20 protein-coding genes and 1 tRNA gene are annotated in these 17,077 nt (G+C 76.6%); 13 read left to right on the top strand and 8 right to left on the bottom strand.

Features of this window, described 5'->3' with window-relative positions:
* The first annotated feature begins 239 nt into the window (after nucleotides 1-239).
* Nucleotides 240-1,001: a right-handed parallel beta-helix repeat-containing protein gene (locus BM165_RS11420; RefSeq protein ID WP_075013670.1), complete on the top strand. Its 762-nt coding sequence runs from the start codon at nucleotides 240-242 to the stop codon at nucleotides 999-1,001.
* A gap of 39 nt (nucleotides 1,002-1,040) precedes the next feature.
* Here the strand turns inward: BM165_RS11420 and BM165_RS11415 are convergent, their stop codons facing one another.
* Both BM165_RS11415 and BM165_RS11410 read right to left on the bottom strand, forming a co-directional pair.
* The gene (locus BM165_RS11415) at nucleotides 1,041-1,523 is read right to left on the bottom strand and encodes a pirin family protein (RefSeq protein ID WP_083427267.1); all 483 of its coding nucleotides are present in this window, start codon (nucleotides 1,521-1,523) and stop codon (nucleotides 1,041-1,043) included.
* Nucleotides 1,520-2,209, bottom strand: a complete 690-nt coding sequence (locus tag BM165_RS11410) for a phosphatase PAP2 family protein (RefSeq protein ID WP_075013669.1) — start codon at nucleotides 2,207-2,209, stop codon at nucleotides 1,520-1,522. Before BM165_RS11410 ends, BM165_RS11415 begins: the two co-directional genes overlap by 4 nt.
* Before the next feature lie 45 nt (nucleotides 2,210-2,254).
* On the opposite strand from BM165_RS11410, the gene BM165_RS11405 reads away from it, so the two are divergent.
* The 6 genes from BM165_RS11405 (at nucleotide 2,255) to BM165_RS11380 (ending at nucleotide 8,878) form a co-directional block, all read left to right on the top strand.
* On the top strand, nucleotides 2,255-3,433 hold the full coding sequence (locus BM165_RS11405) for a PucR family transcriptional regulator (protein WP_075013668.1): 1,179 nt from the start codon (nucleotides 2,255-2,257) through the stop codon (nucleotides 3,431-3,433).
* Between the two features lie 178 nt (nucleotides 3,434-3,611).
* Nucleotides 3,612-4,814, top strand: coding sequence for an acyltransferase domain-containing protein (locus tag BM165_RS11400; protein ID WP_075013667.1), 1,203 nt, complete (start codon nucleotides 3,612-3,614; stop codon nucleotides 4,812-4,814).
* Nucleotides 4,811-5,776, top strand: coding sequence for a beta-ketoacyl-ACP synthase III (locus BM165_RS11395; RefSeq protein WP_208976717.1), 966 nt, complete (start codon nucleotides 4,811-4,813; stop codon nucleotides 5,774-5,776). Before BM165_RS11400 ends, BM165_RS11395 begins: the two co-directional genes overlap by 4 nt.
* 79 nt (nucleotides 5,777-5,855) lie before the next feature.
* On the top strand, nucleotides 5,856-6,095 hold the full coding sequence (locus BM165_RS11390) for an acyl carrier protein (RefSeq protein WP_075013666.1): 240 nt from the start codon (nucleotides 5,856-5,858) through the stop codon (nucleotides 6,093-6,095).
* Between the two features lie 45 nt (nucleotides 6,096-6,140).
* Complete coding sequence (locus BM165_RS11385; RefSeq protein WP_075013665.1) at nucleotides 6,141-7,382, top strand: beta-ketoacyl-[acyl-carrier-protein] synthase family protein; 1,242 nt, start codon at nucleotides 6,141-6,143, stop codon at nucleotides 7,380-7,382.
* 77 nt (nucleotides 7,383-7,459) lie between these two features.
* Nucleotides 7,460-8,878 carry an acyl-CoA carboxylase subunit beta gene (locus tag BM165_RS11380; RefSeq protein WP_075013664.1) on the top strand — a complete coding sequence of 473 codons (1,419 nt, stop codon included), beginning with the start codon at nucleotides 7,460-7,462 and terminating at the stop codon, nucleotides 8,876-8,878.
* 189 nt (nucleotides 8,879-9,067) lie between these two features.
* Here BM165_RS11380 and BM165_RS11375 read toward each other — a convergent pair whose 3' ends face one another.
* A complete protein-coding gene (locus BM165_RS11375; protein WP_075013663.1) occupies nucleotides 9,068-9,568 on the bottom strand; it encodes a DUF3145 domain-containing protein in 501 nt (166 codons plus the stop codon).
* A gap of 354 nt (nucleotides 9,569-9,922) precedes the next feature.
* A complete protein-coding gene (locus tag BM165_RS11370; protein ID WP_075013662.1) occupies nucleotides 9,923-10,207 on the bottom strand; it encodes a hypothetical protein in 285 nt (94 codons plus the stop codon).
* Nucleotides 10,208-10,322: 115 nt separating this feature from the next.
* On the opposite strand from BM165_RS11370, the gene BM165_RS11365 reads away from it, so the two are divergent.
* Nucleotides 10,323-11,237 carry a maleylpyruvate isomerase family mycothiol-dependent enzyme gene (locus BM165_RS11365; RefSeq protein WP_075013661.1) on the top strand — a complete coding sequence of 305 codons (915 nt, stop codon included), beginning with the start codon at nucleotides 10,323-10,325 and terminating at the stop codon, nucleotides 11,235-11,237.
* Nucleotides 11,238-11,248: 11 nt separating this feature from the next.
* Here the strand turns inward: BM165_RS11365 and BM165_RS11360 are convergent, their stop codons facing one another.
* Nucleotides 11,249-12,415, bottom strand: a complete 1,167-nt coding sequence (locus tag BM165_RS11360) for a M23 family metallopeptidase (protein ID WP_244274174.1) — start codon at nucleotides 12,413-12,415, stop codon at nucleotides 11,249-11,251.
* A 502-nt stretch (nucleotides 12,416-12,917) separates the two neighbouring features.
* Here BM165_RS11360 and BM165_RS26080 point away from each other — a divergent pair.
* Complete coding sequence (locus tag BM165_RS26080; RefSeq protein WP_177225170.1) at nucleotides 12,918-13,385, top strand: DUF1707 SHOCT-like domain-containing protein; 468 nt, start codon at nucleotides 12,918-12,920, stop codon at nucleotides 13,383-13,385.
* Nucleotides 13,386-13,461: 76 nt separating this feature from the next.
* A tRNA-Ile gene (locus BM165_RS11350) sits at nucleotides 13,462-13,535 on the top strand.
* 16 nt (nucleotides 13,536-13,551) lie between these two features.
* Here the strand turns inward: BM165_RS11350 and BM165_RS11345 are convergent.
* Together BM165_RS11345 and BM165_RS11340 are read right to left on the bottom strand one after the other, a co-directional pair.
* Nucleotides 13,552-14,196 (bottom strand): GNAT family N-acetyltransferase, encoded by a 645-nt coding sequence (locus BM165_RS11345; RefSeq protein ID WP_075013658.1) that lies wholly within the window; start codon nucleotides 14,194-14,196, stop codon nucleotides 13,552-13,554.
* A 76-nt stretch (nucleotides 14,197-14,272) separates the two neighbouring features.
* A complete protein-coding gene (locus tag BM165_RS11340) occupies nucleotides 14,273-14,512 on the bottom strand; it encodes a hypothetical protein (protein ID WP_075013657.1) in 240 nt (79 codons plus the stop codon).
* Nucleotides 14,513-14,601: 89 nt separating this feature from the next.
* On the opposite strand from BM165_RS11340, the gene BM165_RS11335 reads away from it, so the two are divergent.
* The 3 genes from BM165_RS11335 to BM165_RS11325 all read left to right on the top strand — a co-directional run bounded on the left by BM165_RS11335 (nucleotide 14,602) and on the right by BM165_RS11325 (nucleotide 16,118).
* Nucleotides 14,602-14,910, top strand: coding sequence for a hypothetical protein (locus BM165_RS11335; protein ID WP_075013656.1), 309 nt, complete (start codon nucleotides 14,602-14,604; stop codon nucleotides 14,908-14,910).
* 82 nt (nucleotides 14,911-14,992) lie between these two features.
* Nucleotides 14,993-15,193, top strand: a complete 201-nt coding sequence (locus tag BM165_RS11330) for a hypothetical protein (protein ID WP_075013655.1) — start codon at nucleotides 14,993-14,995, stop codon at nucleotides 15,191-15,193.
* Nucleotides 15,194-15,263: 70 nt separating this feature from the next.
* On the top strand, nucleotides 15,264-16,118 hold the full coding sequence (locus BM165_RS11325) for an SDR family oxidoreductase (RefSeq protein ID WP_075013654.1): 855 nt from the start codon (nucleotides 15,264-15,266) through the stop codon (nucleotides 16,116-16,118).
* Here BM165_RS11325 and BM165_RS11320 read toward each other — a convergent pair.
* Nucleotides 16,090-17,028, bottom strand: a complete 939-nt coding sequence (locus BM165_RS11320) for a LysR family transcriptional regulator (protein ID WP_075013653.1) — start codon at nucleotides 17,026-17,028, stop codon at nucleotides 16,090-16,092. The two genes, BM165_RS11325 and BM165_RS11320, sit on opposite strands and share 29 nt — an antisense overlap.
* Between the last annotated feature and the right edge of the window lie 49 nt (nucleotides 17,029-17,077).

Below are 17,077 nucleotides of genomic sequence, written 5' to 3'. Positions count from 1 at the left end.
TCGGAGCCCGGGACCCGTCGGAGGGGCGAGGCCCACACACGCCTCTGGTATGAGGAGGGGGCGCCGGCCTGCTGGACGGCGCGAAACGAGGCCGATCCCGAGTCCGACCCCGCCACGCTGGCCGACGACGTCTCCGGGCTGTTCTTCCTCGAGCCCGACGGCCCGGTCCGGGTGCGCCACCTGTCCACCTGGAACCACCCGGCCAACGGGATCGCCGCCTGGGGTGCGACGGCTTCCGGGTGCACGAGACCGCGGTCCACGCGCACGATCGCTACGGCATCCTCGCCGCCGACTCCACGCACACGCGGATCTCGCGCAACGTCGTGGAGGGGCTCGACCGCGGCTCGCCGGAGGCGCCGAACAGCGGCACGGCCGGCATCGGGATCACCGACTCCGACGACTCCTACGCCGACGTCGTGGCCAATGACGTCCAGGGCCACGACCTCGGCGTCGTCGCCCGGGAGTCGCGCGTCGGGGTCATCCGCAACAACTACGTGTCCGGCAACTGCGTCGGCGTCCTCGTCTTCGACGACGCCACCACCGAGATCCCCGACGCCGGCCGGCAGGTCGAGGGCGGGGACTGGCAGCTGAAGTGGAACGAGGTGACCGCCAACGACCGGTTCTGCCTCGCCGGCGTCGGTGAGGTGCAGGCGTCGCTGCGCGTCTCCGGCACCGGGATCGGCGTCGTGAACGCCGACACCGTCACCGTCCGGCACAACCACGTCCACGACAACGTGCCGTCGGTCGACCCAGCCAGCCTGCAGTTCCCGGCCGGTGGGCTCGTCCTCGTCTCGCTGCCGCCGTTCAACGACGCGCTGGGCATCGACCCCGGCCCCGCGGAGGACGTCGTGGTGGAGGGGAACACGCTGACCGGCAACGTCCCCGTCGACGTCCTGCTGAGCTCTCCGGAGGTCAGCCCGTCCCTGCTCGACGTGGGCGCGGTCGACTTCGAGGACGACACCTGCGGCAGCAGTGTCCCGCCGGAGCTCTGCGCTCCCTGACCGGCGGCCGGGGGGCCTCTCCGCGGGGAGGTCCCCCGGTCACCCCGCCCAGTCGGGACGGCCGGCGTCGACCGACCAGACGACGACCGGCCCGCCGGTGCGCAGCACGACACCGTCGGGGACGTCCGGCCCGTCCGCACCGAGCCACAGCCGGGCGTCGGGCCGGCCCAGGTCGACCCAGCCGTGGGGGGCCTGCAGCACCTCGTGCGCCGGCGCCGCCCCGGGGTCGGCGGCCCGCAGGTGGCACTGCAGCACCCGGGCGCCGTCGGGGCCGGCGACCTCGTCGTGGTCGAGGCCGCGCCCGGCGCGCAGCACGCCGACGTCCCCCGCCGACAGCGGGGCCGCCGTGCCCCAGCGGTGGGTGAGCGACCCGGCCAGCACGACCGCGACGACGTCGACCGCCCGGTGGGCGTGGACGCCGTAGCCGGTACCGGGCGGCAGCCGGTCGTCGGTCACCCGCAGCAGCGGGCCCAGCGACCCGTCGCCGGGCTCGAGCAGCGTCCGCCCGTCCGGGCCCGTCACCGGTACTCCCCCACCCGCTCGCGGTCCGGCAGCGCGCCGGCCCCGCCGGGCAGCCCGCCGAGCACCAGCGCGACACCGAGGGACCACGCCAGGCCCAGCGCCAGCCCGCCGACGACGTCGGACAGGTAGTGCACCCCCAGCCACATCCGGGTCAGGCCCACCAGCGCCGCCAGCGCGACGCCGCCCGTCACCGCCGCGCGGCGCCCGCCCGCCGTCAGCCGGGGCCAGGCCAGCACCAGGGCCACGGTGACCAGCGTGGCGATGCCCGAGGAGTGCCCGCTCGGGTAGCTCAGGCCCTCGTACACCAGCCCGCCGTTCTCGAACGCCGGCCGGGCGCGGCCGGCGACGTCCTTGAGCCAGACCGTCACCGGGCCGACGGCCGTGATCGCCACGCCCACCCAGAGCACCGTCCGCCACGCCCGGCGGCGGGCCAGCCAGCCCAGCACGGGGAGGAAGACCAGCACCCGGAACCAGGTCACGCCGGGCGTGGTGAGCACCTCCAGCAGCCCGCCCACCAGCGGCGACCGGTCGTCACCGGCGTAGAGGGCGCGGCTGAGCGCGTCGTCGAGGCGGACCTGCGGCGGGAAGCGGGCGAGCACCCCGGCGCCCAGCACCCCGAGGACGGTGAGCCCGCCCCCGATCGCGGCCGGGACCCGTCGGGGAGCCCGGGCGGCGGAGCGGAACACTCCCCCACTCTCCCCGACGACGCGCCGCGTGACACGCTGGCCGGCGTGGCCGACCGGGTGAACGACCGCCCACCGTCCGCCGGGACGCTGCGGCGGCTCGAGCGCGCCTCGGGGGCCATCGCCACCCGCGCCGTCGCCCGCATGGACGACGACCTGCCGTGGTTCCGCACCATGCCCGCCGACCAGCGCTCCTGGGTCATGCTCGTCGCCCAGGCCGGCATCGCCTCCCTCGTGGAGTGGTGCCGCGACCCCGCCCGGCCACCGCGGCTGACCGGCGAGGTGTTCGGCGCCGCGCCCCGCGACCTGGTGCGGGCCGTGCCGCTCAAGCAGACCGTCGACCTGGTCAAGCTCACCGTCGAGGTGATGGACGACCACGTGGAGTCGGTGGCCGAGCCCGGCGACGTCGTCGCGCTGCGCGTGGCGGTCCTGCAGTTCAGCCGCGAGGTCGCCTTCGCCACCGCGCACGTCTACGCCAGCTTCGCCGAGAACCGCGGCGCGTGGGACGCCCGGCTCGAGGCGCTGGTCGTCGACGCGCTGGTCCGCGGGGAGCGCTCCGAGGAGCTGCCCGGCCGGGCCGCCGCGCTCGGCTGGGCCGACACCCAGCCGGTGACCGTGCTGGTCGGCGCAGCACCCGCCGACGGCGACGCGCACACCGCCGTCCGCCGGGCCGCCCGCTCCCAGGGCTGCGAGGTGCTCGTGGGCGTGCACGCCGAGCAGCTGGTCGTCGTCCTCGGCGGCGCCGAGCACGTGACCGCCGCCGCCGGCCGGGTGGCGGAGGAGTTCGCGCCCGGCCCGGTCGTCCTCGGCCCCGTCGTCGACCGGCTCAGCGCGGCCGGCGGCTCGGCCGCCGCCGCCCTCGCGGGCCTGCGGGCCGCGCGCGCCTGGCCCGGAGCGCCCCGGCCGGTCACGGCCGACGCGCTGCTGCCCGAGCGGGCCCTCGACGGCGACCCGCTGGCCCGAGCGGCGCTCACCGAGCGGGTGGTGCTGCCGCTGCGCGGGGCCGGCGGCGAGGTGCTCGACACGGTCCGCGCGGTGCTGGCCGGCGGCGGCAACCTCGAGGCCAGCGCGCGGGCGCTGTTCGTCCACCCGAACACCGTCCGGTACCGGCTCAAGCGGGCCGCGGAGCTGACCGGTCTGGTGGCCACCGACGCCCGCGGCGCGTGGACGCTGCACGTGGCGCTGGCACTCGCCGACCTCGACGGCGGCCGCTCCCTCTGGCACTAGTTCGAGGACCTCCTCGCCACTACCAGAGCCGGGCACGCGTCCGTGTGGTCCCCACCACCGACACGCCGCCAGAGCGGCATCCGGGCCGTCGCTCTTGTGGGAACCCTCCAAGGAGATCCCGGACGGTTTCGTGGCGACCGAGCGCGCGGGCCGCCCGGACCCATGACACCGTGAGGAGGTGCTGGCCGTCCTCGCCCCCGGACAGGGTGCCCAGAAGCCCGGGATGCTGACCCCCTGGCTGGACCTGCCCGGAGCCGAGCCCTTCTTCCGCTGGGCCGGCGCGATCGCCGACGCCGACCTGCTGACCCTCGGCACGACCGGCGACGCCGAGGCCATCCGCGACACCGCGGTCACCCAGCCGCTGGTCGTCGCGATGAGCCTGTTCGTCGCCCGCGAGCTCGGTGGGCTGCCCGGCCCGGTCGCGCACACGCCGCAGACCGGCCGCGACGTCGTCATCACCGGGCACAGCGTCGGCGAGCTGACCGCGGCCGCGCTGGCCGGCGTGCTCTCCGTCGAGGCCGCGATCGCGCTCACCGCCGTCCGCGGCCGCGCGATGGCCCGGGCCTGCGCGCTGACCCCGACCGGCATGTCCGCCGTCCTCGGCGGCGACCCCGACGAGCTGGCCGCGGCGTTGGAGCGGCACGGGCTGGTGGCGGCCAACCTCAACGGTGGCGGGCAGGTCGTCGTCGCCGGGCCGCTGGAGGGTCTGGCCGCGCTGAAGGCCGAGCCGCCCGCCAGGGCGAAGGTGCTGCCGCTGTCGGTGGCCGGCGCCTTCCACACCGGCTACATGACCCCGGCCCGCGAGGAGCTCGAGGGCCTCGTCGGCGGGCTGCGGCCGGCCGACCCGAGCCGGCTGCTGCTGTCCAACGCCGACGGCGCGGCCGTCGGCTCCGGCACCGCGGCGCTGTCCCGCCTGGTCACCCAGGTGACCAGCCCGGTGCACTTCGACGCCTGCCTGGCCACCCTGCGCGACCTCGGCGTCACCGCCGCCATCGAGCTGCCGCCGGCCGGCGCGCTCGCCGGCCTGGCCAAGCGGGAGTGGAAGGGCAGCGACATCGAGGTGCTGGCCCTGGCCGGCCCCGGCGACCTCGACCGGGCCCGCGCCCTCATCGACGCCGCCCGCGGCCGGCCCGAGGGCGAGCACCAGCCCGACTGGCGGGTCGTCGTCTCGCCCGTGCGCGGGACCGTCAGCCCGGCCGACGTGCCCGAGGGCACCCGGCTGCCGGCCGGCACCCCCCTGGGCCGCGTCCGCAGCCGGCGTGAGGAGATCAACGTCTCCGCCGGCTACGACGGGGTCCTCGCCGAGTGGCTGGTCCAGGACGGCGACCTCGTCGACGCCGGCGACCCCCTCGCCCGTCTCTACCCGGAGGTCCCCGCGTGAGCATCCGACTGCCGGCCGGCGCCCCGGGCGCCCGCGTCCTCGGCCTGGGCGGCTACCGCCCGCGGCGCCGCGTGACCAACGACGAACTCGCGCAGGTCATGGAGACCAACGACGAGTGGATCCAGAGCCGCGTCGGCATCGCCGAGCGCCGCTGGGCCTCCGACGACGAGACCCTGGTGGAGATGTCGGTCGCCGCCGGCGGCAAGGCGCTGGCCGCCAGCGGCCTGTCCCCCGACGAGGTCGATCTGGTGATCCTGGCGAGCGCCAGCCTCACGGAGCCGATCCCGGGCATCGGCCCGCAGGTCGCGTACCGCCTCGGCATCCCGCGCCCGGGGGCCTTCGACCTCAACGCCGGCTGCGCCGGCTTCTGCTACGCGCTGGAGTCGGCCTCCGCCGCCATCCGCGCCGGCTCGGCGCGCAACGTGCTCGTCGTCGGTGTCGAGCGGCTCACCGACGTCGTCGACAAGACCGACCGGTCGACCGCGGTGATCTTCGCCGACGGCGCCGGGGCGGCGGTGGTCGGCGCGTCCGAGGAGCCCGGCATCGGCCCGGTGGCCTGGGGCAGCGACGGCGACCAGTTCTCCGCGATCGAGATCGCCGCCGGCACCGGCACCATGACGATGGCCGGCCAGGCGGTCTACCGCTGGGCCACCACCCGGCTCACCGACACGCTGCTGCTGGCGATGGAGTCCGCGGGCGTCGACCCGAAGGACATCGACGTGTTCGCCCCGCACCAGGCCAACCTGCGCATCGTGGAGTCGATGACGAAGCGGCTGGGCTTCGGCGAGGACGTCGTCGTCGCCCGCGACGTCGTCCAGTCGGGCAACACCTCCGCGGCGTCGATCCCGCTGGCGCTGACCGCACTGATGGAGTCCGGCGAGGCGAAGAGCGGCGACCTCGCGCTCGTCCTCGGGTACGGCGCGGGGCTGACCTTCGCCGGCCAGGTGCTGACGCTGCCCTGAGCTCCCCCACAGACCCCCGGACCACCGGGCCCGACGGCGGGCACCCCCCGCCACCACCACCGAGAGAGAGGACCCCCGCGTGAGCGAGGACATCCAGGCAGGACTGGCCGAGATCCTGGAGGAGGTCGCCGGGGTCGCCCCCGCCGACGCCACCCCGGAGAAGTCGTTCACCGAGGACCTCGACGTCGACTCGCTGTCGATGGTCGAGATCGCCACGGCCGTCGAGGACAAGTTCGGCGTGGCCATCCCCGACGACGAGCTGGGCAACATCAAGACCGTCGGCGACGCCATGAGCTACATCCAGAAGAACCAGGGCTGACGAAGGCCCCCAGCCCCCGGCCGCCCGTCCCAGGAGGAACCCGAAATGAGCACGTCCGACCGTGACGTCGTCGTCACCGGCCTCGGTGCCACCACGCCGCTGGGCGGCGACGTGGCGAGCACCTGGGACGCCCTCCTGGCCGGGCGGTCGGGGGTCAGCCGGATCACCGACGAGTGGGTGCGGGAGTTCCCCGCCCAGCTCGTCGCCCGGCTGGCCGCCGACCCCGCCGAGCAGATCGACCGGGTGCGCGCCCGGCGCCTCGACCGCAGCCAGCAGGTGGCCGTCATCGCCGCGGAGGAGGCCTGGGCGGAGTCGGGTGCGGGCGACGCCGGTTACGACTCCGAGCGGATCGCGGTCGTCTTCGGCACCGGCATCGGCGGCGCGCTGACCCTGCTCGGCCAGGACGACATCCTCGAGGCCAAGGGGCCCAAGCGGGTCTCCCCTTTCACCATCCCGATGCTCATGCCCAACGGCCCGGCGGCCGCGGTCGGGCTGGCCGTGGGCGCCCGCGGCGGCGTCCACGCGCCGGTGAGCGCCTGCGCCTCCGGCGCCGAGGCCATCCGCTGGGGCCTGGACCTGCTCCGCTTCGACCGGGCCGACGTCGTGCTGGTCGGCGGCGCCGAGGCCTGCGTGCACCCGCTGCCCATGGCAGGCTTCGCCGCGATGCGCGCGATGAGCACCCGCAACGACGAGCCCGAGCGGGCCTCCCGCCCCTTCGACAAGGGCCGCGACGGGTTCGTGCTCGGCGAGGGCGCGGCCGCGCTCGTGCTCGAGCGCGCCGGCTCCGCCCGCGCCCGCGGGGTGCACGTGCACGCCCGGCTGGCCGGTGCCGGCGCCACCGCCGACGGCTACGACCTCGTCGCCCCGCACCCGGAGGGCGAGGGCGCCGCACGGGCGATCGGCGCGGCCCTGCGCGACGCCGGTCTCTCCCCGGCCGACATCGGCCACGTCAACGCGCACGCCACCTCGACGCCGGTCGGCGACACCGCCGAGGCCGGCGCCATCCACAGCGCCGTCGGCGAGCACGCGCTGGTCTCGGCGACCAAGAGCCAGACCGGCCACCTGCTCGGCGCGGCCGGGGCCCTGGAGTCGGTGTTCACCATCCTGGCGCTGCGTGACCAGGTGGTGCCGGCGACGGCCAACCTCGACGACCCCGACGACGACGCGGCGGTGCAGGCGCTCGACATCGTCCGCCACGAGCCCCGCAAGGCCACGTTCACCGCCGCGGTGAACGACTCCTTCGGCTTCGGCGGGCACAACCTCGCGCTGGTCTTCACCACCGCCTGAGTCCGACCTCTCCTCAGCCCGACCCGGTCCTCCGGGCGGGCTCCCACCCTTGCGCTGCAGGCGCCCCTGGAGGTCCGGTGACCACCACCGTCCACCCCGTCCCGACCCTGTCCACCCCGGGCCCGCGCGACCCCGAGGGACGCCTGCTGCGGCTGCTCGACGCCGGGTCGACGACCCTGCTGGCCCCGCGCGACACCTCCGGGGTGGTGGCCGCCCGCGGCACGGTGGGCGGGTCGCCGGTCGTCGCGTTCTGCACCGACGCGACCGTCATGGGCGGGGCCATGGGCGTCGACGGGTGCCGGCACGTGGTCGACGCCATCGACACCGCGCTGCGCGAGCGGGTCCCGGTGGTCGGCATCTGGCACTCCGGCGGCGCCCGGCTGGCCGAGGGCGTCACCGCGCTGCACGCCGTCGGCGAGGTGTTCGCGGCGATGGTCCGCGCCTCCGGGCGGGTCCCGCAGGTCTCCGTCGTCCTCGGCCCCGCGGCCGGCGGCGCCGCCTACGGCCCCGCGCTCACCGACCTGGTGATCATGGGCCCGGCCGGGCGGGTGTTCGTCACCGGCCCCGACGTCGTCCGCTCCGTCACCGGCGAGGACGTCGACATGGAGAGCCTCGGCGGGCCCGACACCCACGGGCGCCGCAGCGGCGTCGTCCACGTGGTCACCGACTCCGAGGACGAGGCGTTGCAGACCGCCCGCCGGGCGGTGGACCTGCTGGCCGCGCAGGGCTCCCTCGCCGCGGGTGCGCCCGCCCTGCCCGACGTCGACCTGCGCGCGCTGCTGCCCGAGCGGAGCAACCGCGCCTACGACGTCCGGCCGCTGGTCGCCGCGGTGCTCGACGGGCCGGGCCTGGAGCTGCACCCGCGGTGGGCGCCCAACGTCGTGACCACGCTGGGGCGGCTCGCCGGGCGGACCGTCGGCGTCGTGGCCAACAACCCGCTGCGGCTGGGCGGGTGCCTGGACTCCGCGTCCGCGGAGAAAGCGGCCCGGTTCGTGCGGATGTGCGACGCGTTCGGCGTCCCGCTGGTGGTGCTCGTCGACGTCCCCGGCTACCTGCCCGGCGTCGGCCAGGAGTGGGACGGCGTCGTGCGCCGCGGCGCCAAGCTGCTGCACGCCTTCGCCGAGGCCGTGGTGCCCCGGGTGACGCTCGTGACCCGCAAGGCCTACGGCGGCGCCTACATCGCCATGAACGCCCGCTCGCTGGGCGCCACGGCCGTGTTCGCCTGGCCGGGCGCGGAGGTGGCGGTCATGGGCGCCCGGGCCGCGGTCGGGATCCTGCACCGCAAGAAGCTGGCCGTGGTGCCGCCGGCCGAGCGGGAGGCGCTGCACGCCCGGCTGGCCGAGGAGCACGAGCGCATCGCCGGCGGGGTGGACCGGGCGCTGCGGATCGGCGTCGTCGACGAGGTGGTCGAGCCCGCGCACACCCGCCGCCGGCTGGTGGCAGCCCTGGCCGCCGCACCGGCCGGCCGCGGCGCGCACGGCAACATCCCGCTGTAGACGGACGACCCCGGCCGCTCACCGGACGAGGAGAGGCCCGCCACCGCTGCAGCGGTGGCGGGCCTCCTCGGAAGGTCCTCCGGACGCCGCTTCCCCGACGACGTCCGGACGACCCGACCTGGAGCCTACGACGACGAGACGGGCGGCCTCACGTCGTGTGCCCTGATCGTGACCTGCGGGTTCACCCGATCACACCACCTGGTGGAGCCAGGTGGTCTGGCTGCCGTCGCCGGCGTGCCGGTAGACCTCGAGATCGGCGTCCCACGCGGCCCCGAGGAGCTGGTCCACGCCGTGCCGGAACGCCTCGATGGACGTCGCCGTGGCGGCGAGGGTGCGCAGCTGCTGCTCGGTCACGACGAGGTCGCCGTTGGCACTCGTGGGCGCGCGGTAGACCCCGTGCCCGGGCACGTAGGACATCCGCTCGCCGTCGTTGCCGTGGCTCGCCTCCTCGGTCACCTCGAAGCGCAGCATCGGCCACGCGCGGAGGGCAGCGACCAGCTTGGCACCCGTGCCGGGGACGCCGGTCCAGGCGACCTCGGCACGGTAGGACCCGTGCGCCGCGGGCTGGTCGGCCCACGACAGGGAGACCGGCGCGCCGATGACGCGCTCGAGCGCCCACTCGACGTGCTGGCACAGCGCCTTCGGGCAGGAGTGCACGAAGACGACACCCTGGGTAGACCGTCGCTGCACGAGGCACCTCCATCGACTCGATCGGTCTCGTCTTCCCCAACGGACGATCGATTCGGTGACAGGCTGTGGTCAGCTCCGGTGGACCAGGGGTTCCACGGACAGTGTGCACGATGGAGCACCGGTCGCGCCAGTGCGGATGCGACACGTGGGACAGATGGGATCACGCGCGTCCCCGGCGCCACGGAAGTGCTGGTCAACGCCATACCACGACGGCGCCCCGGCAGTCCAACCCACCCCCGGACCGGTCTGACGGTACCCCCGGTGCCCGGTCACGTGCCGTCGCGACCGGACGCGTCGCCCGTGGGACCACCGGGCCGGTCATCACGGTGGGTCACCTACGCGCGGGTGGGGCCGTCACCGTGCGAGGTCGTGCACCCGGTCCCCGCCGGCCGCCTCGGCCCGGTACAGCGCCGCGTCGGCGCGGTGCAGGACCCCCGCGACGTCGTCGTCGGGGTGCAGGAGGGCGCAGCCCACGCTGGCGGTCGCGCCGCACGGACGTGCCGCACCCAGAAGCGGGCCCCGCTCGTCGTCCTCGGCCAGCGGCCGGTACAGCCCGGCGGACAGCCAGCCCGGGGCGCGACGCCGCGGCGCAGCCAGGGGTCCTCCCCCGCTGCGCACCCCGGTCGCCGCGCCGTCCACGACGCGGTCAACGGCCGACGGGGTCCCCTCCTCGCCTCGGACCGCGAGGCCGCTCCCCCGTCAGGGGTGACCACCGGCACCGGGAGACCGCCGTCCGGCGGGGTAGGGAGGGGCCATGGGAGCAGGGGACGACGCCGGCCACCCGCGCGGCCTGGCGGGCGCCGGACGGGACGTGGTGGGGCCGCTGGTGCTGGAGGCCTGGGACGTCTTCCTCGCGCAGGCCGCCGCGGTCGACCTCGACCGGCCCACCCGGCTGCCCGGCTGGCGGGCGCACGAGGTCTGCGTCCACCTGGGCGCGTGGCCCGACCACGCCGCGCTGGCCGACCTGGTGGCCGGGGCACGGGCCGGGGGCAGGGGGGACCCGCAGGACGTCGACGCCACCAACGCCCGGGTCACCGCCGCCCACCGGGACGCCTCCCGCGAGGAGGTCCTGGCGGCGCTGCACCGCAACCGGGAGGCGACGGTGCGCTACCTCGCCGACGAGCCGGAGGATCTCGACACGGCCCCGACCGTGTCGACGGTCGGGCGGCTGCCGCTGCTGTCGGTGGTCCTCGGCCAGGCCTACGAGCTGGCCGTCCACGGTCTGGACCTCGTGCCGCTGGGCGCTCCCCCACCGCCGCCGTCGGTGCTGCAGGCCGGCCTGGCCGCACTGGCGGAGGTGACCGGGGCGCTGGCCGCCGCATCCGGCATCACCGGAGGCGCGGCCCTCCTCACCCCCGACGGCGGCTGGGCGTTCGCGGCGGACCCGCCGGGGTGGACCGTCCGCCGGCTACCCGGCGGTCGGCCCGACGGCGCCGTCGTCGAGGCGGCCGCCGACGTCCTGCTGGAGGCCGCGTCGGGGCGGACCAACCCGGCCGCGGCGCTGGTGCGCCGTCGGCTGCGGATCCGCGACCTGCCGGAGCTGATGCGCCTCACGCCGATCGTGGAGGCGGCCCCGGGTATCCCGGGCGGGCCGGTCCTGGCGCTGGCGGCGCGGACCGTCGGCGGCGCCGGCGACCTGCTCGGCCGGTTGCGCGGCCGACGGGGCTGAGCCCGCCGCCGCTAGCAGGCGCCGCCGAGGGAGATGCCGTGCGCCTCCAGCCACGGCATCGGGTTCACGCGGCTGGCGTAGAGGCCGCCCTCGTGGACCTCGAAGTGCAGGTGCGGTCCGGTCGACTGGCCCTTGTTGCCCACCGTGGCGATCTGCTGCCCGGTGCTGACCACCTCGCCGGCCGAGACGAGGAACTGGTCGACGTGGCCGTAGAGGGTGATCGTGCCGTCGCCGTGCTGCACGTAGACGGCCTGGCCGAAGCCGCTGGCCGGGCCCGCCTGCAGCACGACGCCGCCCTCGGGGGCGTGGACCGGTGTGCCGATCGGCGCGGCGATGTCCACGCCCTGGTGCAGGGTCCCCCAGCGGGCGCCGTAGCAGGAGGTGACCCGGCCGGTGGTGAGGGCGGCGGAGCCCCCGACGGCCGCCCGCACGTCGACGGCGGCCTCCTGCGCCGCGGCCTGCTGGGCGGCGTAGGCGGCCTCGGCGTCGCGGACGCCGCGCAGGCGCAGCAGCTCGACCTCGGCGGCGCGCAGCTGCTCGTCGAGGCGCGCCTTGTCCGCGGCGAGGGCGTCGTACTCGGCCTGGGCGCCGGCGAGCCGGGCGTCGGCGGCGGCCTGCGCCTCGGCGGCCACCCGCGCGGCGGCGTCCCGCTCGTCGACGGCGGCGCGGGCGGCGGCGTCGGCGGCGGCCTCCTGGGCCTCGAGCACCTCGAAGTCATCGAGGGTCTCGGCGCGCTGGTCACCGAGCAGGTCGAGGGTGGCGGCGCGCTCGAGGACCTCGCGGGGCCCCTCGCTGTCCAGCAGGACCTCGGCGGTGCCGCCCAGCTCACCGCCGGTGCTCTGCATGTAGGCCTCGCGGCCGAGCTCCACGACCTCGGCCCGGGCCGCCGTCACGGCGTCCCGGGCGACCTGCAGCTCGGCGGCGGCGATCGCGGCCTGCTCCTGGGCGGCGGCGAGCTCGGCCTGGGCGACCAGGGCGGCGTCCGCGGCGGCCTCGGCCTCGACGGTCATCCGCTGCAGCTGCTCCTCCGCGGCGGCGACCTCGGCCTGGATGCGGGCGACCTCGGTGGCGAGATCCTGCTCGGTGGCCTCGGCGGCGGCGACGTCGTCGTCCGGGTCGGCGATCGCGGGGGCGGCGGCGGTGAGCAGGAGGCCCAGGGCCGCCCCGGTGGCGAACACGGCGCGACGGACGCGACGGACGGGGCGGGTACCGGTCCGCTGGTGCAGGGACGCCAAGACGGCGGATCTCCGTTTCCTCGGGACCGCCGTCCGGATCACCGCGGCGCCCGGTGCGGGCGTGCGGACTGCCCGCGTCCCCGTGCGCGGGCGCGACCGAGTCGGGGCCTCGAGGAGGTCCCGGTCCCCCGGCGCGGTGGCCGGCGGTCAGGCGGGGTCCGGCCGGTGTCCTCGGGGATCGAGGAGCGGGTGGGCCCGGCAGGACCGCGGGCGAACGTACTACGGGTGGGACGCGTGGGGTCGCGCAACGATCAACTACCTGCCCGGCCGGGTGAGGGTCCACAGGCCGCTGAGCTGCGCACATGACTGCGCGTGTGGGATGTCGCACGCACGGGAGCGGGGCCGCCGTCGGCTCGTCGCACGTGTGCGCCCGCTCACAGGTCGGTCACAGGGAGCGGAGGCACCCTGGCTGGCCGGGATGAGCACCGGCACGAGGAGCAGGGACATGGACGGATCGGGGGGACCCCGGCCGGCACCGCCGATGCGGGCGGCCGACAGCGACCGGGCGGCCACGGTGCACGTGCTGCAGGACGCCGTCGCGCGGGGACTGTTGACGCCCGACGAGGGCAGTGACCGGATGGCGGCGGCCTGGGCCGCCGTCCACCTGCGGGACCTCGCGCCGCTCACGGCGGACCTCCCCGCCGCGCCGGTCCCGGCGCCGCTGCCGGCCCGCACGGGCGCCCCGGGGTGGCGGCCGCTGGGCCTGATGGCCTGGGAGCAGGTGCGGACGACGGTCAGGCGTACCCCCGGCCGTCCCGGCATCCGTCTCGCCCTGGCCGCGGTGCTGGCGGTGCTGCTGCTGGTCGCGCTGGGCTCGTCGCTCCTGGAGGCGGTGTTCGACGGCGGCCCGGGCGGCTGGGGCGAGGAGTGGGACGGCCCGCGCGACCGGTGGGGCGAGCTCGATCCGGACTGAGGCCCGGTCGCCTGTGGCGCGGTGTCGGCGCCGGCGGGTGCCGGAGCGGCGTCTGGCAGGCTGGGAGGCACCGTCCGGGGCGGTAGCTCAGCCGGTCAGAGCATGGGACTCATAATCCCTGGGTCGTGGGTTCGAGCCCCACCCGCCCCACTCGAGCACCCTCAGGTCAGCGCGGCGACGACCGGTCGTCCCGGTCCAGCCCAGCGGGGTCCCGCCACATGGGTGTCATGGGTGGGCAGCCGGCGGGCATCTCGAGGGCTCCGCGGTCGACGAACCCGAGCCGTCGGTAGAGGGGGAGGTTCCTCTCGCAGGTGGACTCGAGGTAGGCGGGGACCTGCTCGGCATCACAGCGGTCGAGGACCGCCTGCAGGAGCACGCGGCCGAGCCCCTGCTGTTGCTGCTCGGGGCGGGTGCCGACGTACAGCAGGTACCAGTGCGGCGGCAGCTCGCGGTGGTGGGCGTACAGGGTCGATCGCACCTGCTGGAAGGCCCGCATCCGCCCTCCTGCGGCCCGCAGCCAGGCGGGCAGCTCGGCGAGGTCCTGTCGTGCGGTGGCCCGCCAGTGGCCCGGCGGGAACCACACCGCGGCTGCATTCCCTCCGGCCGCGGTCCAGAGCCCGCCGAGGGACAGGCTGCGGGCGCCGTCGATGGCGAAGGCCCGACGCAACCGCTCGCCCCTCCTGGGCACCCCGGGTGGCAGGAGGTGGCAGAAGACCGGGTCGTCGACGAAGGCCGCGGCCAGGGTGCGGGCCAGACGGTCGGCGTCCCCCGCGGTGGCCGGCCGGACGGAGCGCTGGACGTCCTCGGTCATGCCGGTGACGGTCCTCTCCGACGCGTCGCCGTCCAGAGGCCTGCGACCTCGTCCCTCCGCACGCAGGTGGCGGCGGTCAGCCGCCGGGTGTGGCCTGCAGGTCGTCGCGCGGCCGTCCGACGCGCACCGCCCGGAAGGGCCGGCCCTCCTCCGACTCCGCCCAGTCGACGCCGACCACCTGCCCCGCGCGCAGCGGACCGTCCTCGACGACGGACGCGTCGGCCCAGCACTCCCCCGGCAGGCCGGCCACCTCGATGACGCCGCCGTCGCCGTCCCACCGGACGACCGTGCCCACCGCGCTCCCGCTGCGTGCCATGCCGCCAGGCTGCGCGCCCGGCGCTCCCCCGACAAGCCCGAACCGCGGGAGGGCGCATCCGAGCGGCCCCTCGCGTCCGAAGACGTTCCGTGATCGGAGCATCGGCGCAGCAGCACTGGATCCTGCGACCCCTGGTGGAGGCCGGCCTGACCCGTGACGAGATGAGCACCCTGCTGTTCCGCCTGGCCTTCGACAGCTCGATCGACCCGGCCCGGCCGAGCGCGCTGGACCTGCAGGCCCTGGTGGGTGACCAGCCCGTCCACGTGCGCCGGGCATGGCTGGAGGTCCTCGACCGGATGACCTCCGGCCCCGCCGACGGGGAGACGCGGGCCGAGACGCCCCTGAACCGGAACCAGCAGGCCCGCACGGGCGCGTTTCCCACCCGAGCGACGGGCTAGGAGAGCGCCCGAACCCGGGATCCCGGTCCAGGACGCGGCCGGACCTCGTCCCCGGCCGACGCCGGGACCGGAGGGCAGCACCATGGAATCGACCGAGCGGGTCACGTGGGAGGACTGCCCCAACTGCCGGCGGTCCGCGGCCGTCGGCTGGCTGGGCGGGCGCCCCACCGGCTTCGACTGCCCGCACGGCTGCCGCCTCGACGCCGGGCAGGTCGAGGGCCTCACCGCCAGCATCGGCCGGCCACCGGGTGGCTGGCTGAACCGCCGGGAGCACCACCGCTGACGGACGGGACCTGCGTCACACCTCCTGCGGGGACGTCCACCCCGCGCGCCGGCCGGCCGATCCCGGAGGGGTGACCCGGCCACAGCGCTCCGTCCTCATCACCGGCACCTCCTCCGGCCTGGGCCTGGAGACCGCCGTCGAGCTGGCCGGCCGCGGCTGGCACGTGGTCGCCTCGATGCGCGACCCGGGGCGGCGGGAGGCGCTCGACGCGCGCACCCGGGAGGCGGGCCTGCAGCCGCTCGACGTCGTCCCGCTCGACGTCACCGACCCCGACTCGGCGAAGCAGGCGGTGGAGGAGACCCTCGAGCTCACCGGCGGCCGGCTCGACGCGCTCGTCAGCAACGCCGGCACCGCCTCCGGTGGCGCCTTCGAGGACACCGACGAGGCCGAGTGGCAGCGCGTCATCGAGACCAACCTGTTCGGCGGCATGCGGATGGCGAAGCTGGTCCTGCCGGTCATGCGGGCCCAGGGGGCGGGGCGGCTGCTCCTCGTCTCCAGCGACTCCGCGCGCTACGGCAACCCCGGTCTGTCGCTGTACTGCGCCTCCAAGTGGGCGCTCGAGGGCTGGGCGGAGTCCCTGGCCTACGAGGTGGAGCCCCTCGGCGTCCGGGTGGTCCTGGTCGAGCCGGGCAACTACGACACCGCCATCTGGTCGTCGACGCCGCGGGTCACGCCGCCGGGCAGCCCGTACGCGGGCCTGTCGTCGGCGGTCGAGCGCTTCGTCGACCAGGAGCACCTCCCCCGCTCCCGCGACCCGCGCGAGGTCGCCCGCGCCGTCGCGGACGCCCTCGGAGCCCGGCGGCCGCCGTTCCGGGTCCTCGTCGGTCCGGACGCCCGCCTCGCCGCCGTGCTCGGCCGGCTCCCCTACCGGGTGACCGCGGCCGCCGTCCGTCGGGTCACCGGCCTGCACCGCTGGCGGCCCTGACCGGCGCGCCGCCGGCCTCGGCCGCGACGGCGACCAGCTCGTCCAGCACGCGGCGCACGACCAGCCGCTCGGCGGTGTCGGGCCGCAGCAGCGCGTCGACCCGGCGCCCCGCCCGGACGCCGGCCAGCGGCAGCAGACGCACGCCGGGGGAACGCCCCGCGGTGTAGCGCGGCAGCAGCGAGACGCCGTGCCCCGCGGCCACCATCGCCTCGACGACGGAGAAGTCGTTGATCCGGTGCGCGATCCGCGGCGCGGTGCCCGGGCCGGCGGCGACGGCGGCCAGCACCGTGGCGACCGGGAAGCCCTCGCGGACGGCGATCCACTGCTCGTCCACCAGGTCGCCGGCCCGCACGCGCTCGCGCCCGGCCAGCGGGTGGTCCGCCGGCACGGCGACGTCGAGGGGCTCGCGCAGCAGCGGGACGACGCGCAGCCGCGACGGCGACCCCGGCCACTCCGCGCTCCCCTCGGGGCGGTGCGCGACGACGACGTCGACACGGTCGGTGAGCGCGGGGAAGTCGTCCTGCGCGACGTCCTCGTCGGAGCACTCGACGGTGATGCCGCCCAGCGCCCGCACGCGGGTGAGCAGCGGCGGCAGCAGCAGCTGGGCACCGCTCTGGAACGCCGAGACCCGGACCGTGCCCTCGGGCCGGCCGAGGAAGGACGCGCAGGCCGCGCGCGCTCTCCCGACGGCGACCGCCACGTCGACCGCGGCGTCGGCCAGGGCGTCGCCCGCCGCGGTCAGCCGCAGCCCCCGGCCGACCCGCTCGGTCAGCGCCACCCCGGCCTCCCGCGACAGCGCCGCCAGCTGCTGCGAGACCGCCGACGGCGTGAGGTGCAGCACGGCTGCCGCGGCTCCGACGCCGCCCTGGCTGCGCACCGTCCGCAGGGTCTCCAGTGCCCGGACGTCCATGAAGTGACGCTACAACGTCGGTGCAGGACCATTCGCTGGTGCTGACCGG

The organism is Geodermatophilus obscurus, assembly GCF_900115395.1.
GTDB classification, from domain to species: Bacteria; Actinomycetota; Actinomycetes; order Mycobacteriales; family Geodermatophilaceae; genus Geodermatophilus; species Geodermatophilus obscurus_B.
The sequence above is the reverse complement of the archived record's forward strand: the minus strand, read 5'-3'. Positions and strand labels throughout refer to the sequence as shown.

What these genes read in the sequence shown, in the direction of transcription:
- BM165_RS11365 (WP_075013661.1), top strand. Translation starts at nt 10,323, where the DNA reads ATGGGAGCAGGGGACGACGCCGGCCACCCGCGCGGCCTGGCGGGCGCC.
- BM165_RS11340 (WP_075013657.1), bottom strand. Translation starts at nt 14,512, where the DNA reads ATGGCACGCAGCGGGAGCGCGGTGGGCACGGTCGTCCGGTGGGACGGC.
- BM165_RS26080 (WP_177225170.1), top strand. Translation starts at nt 12,918, where the DNA reads ATGGACGGATCGGGGGGACCCCGGCCGGCACCGCCGATGCGGGCGGCC.
- BM165_RS11320 (WP_075013653.1), bottom strand. Translation starts at nt 17,028, where the DNA reads ATGGACGTCCGGGCACTGGAGACCCTGCGGACGGTGCGCAGCCAGGGC.
- BM165_RS11345 (WP_075013658.1), bottom strand. Translation starts at nt 14,196, where the DNA reads ATGACCGAGGACGTCCAGCGCTCCGTCCGGCCGGCCACCGCGGGGGAC.
- BM165_RS11330 (WP_075013655.1), top strand. Translation starts at nt 14,993, where the DNA reads ATGGAATCGACCGAGCGGGTCACGTGGGAGGACTGCCCCAACTGCCGG.
- BM165_RS11385 (WP_075013665.1), top strand. Translation starts at nt 6,141, where the DNA reads ATGAGCACGTCCGACCGTGACGTCGTCGTCACCGGCCTCGGTGCCACC.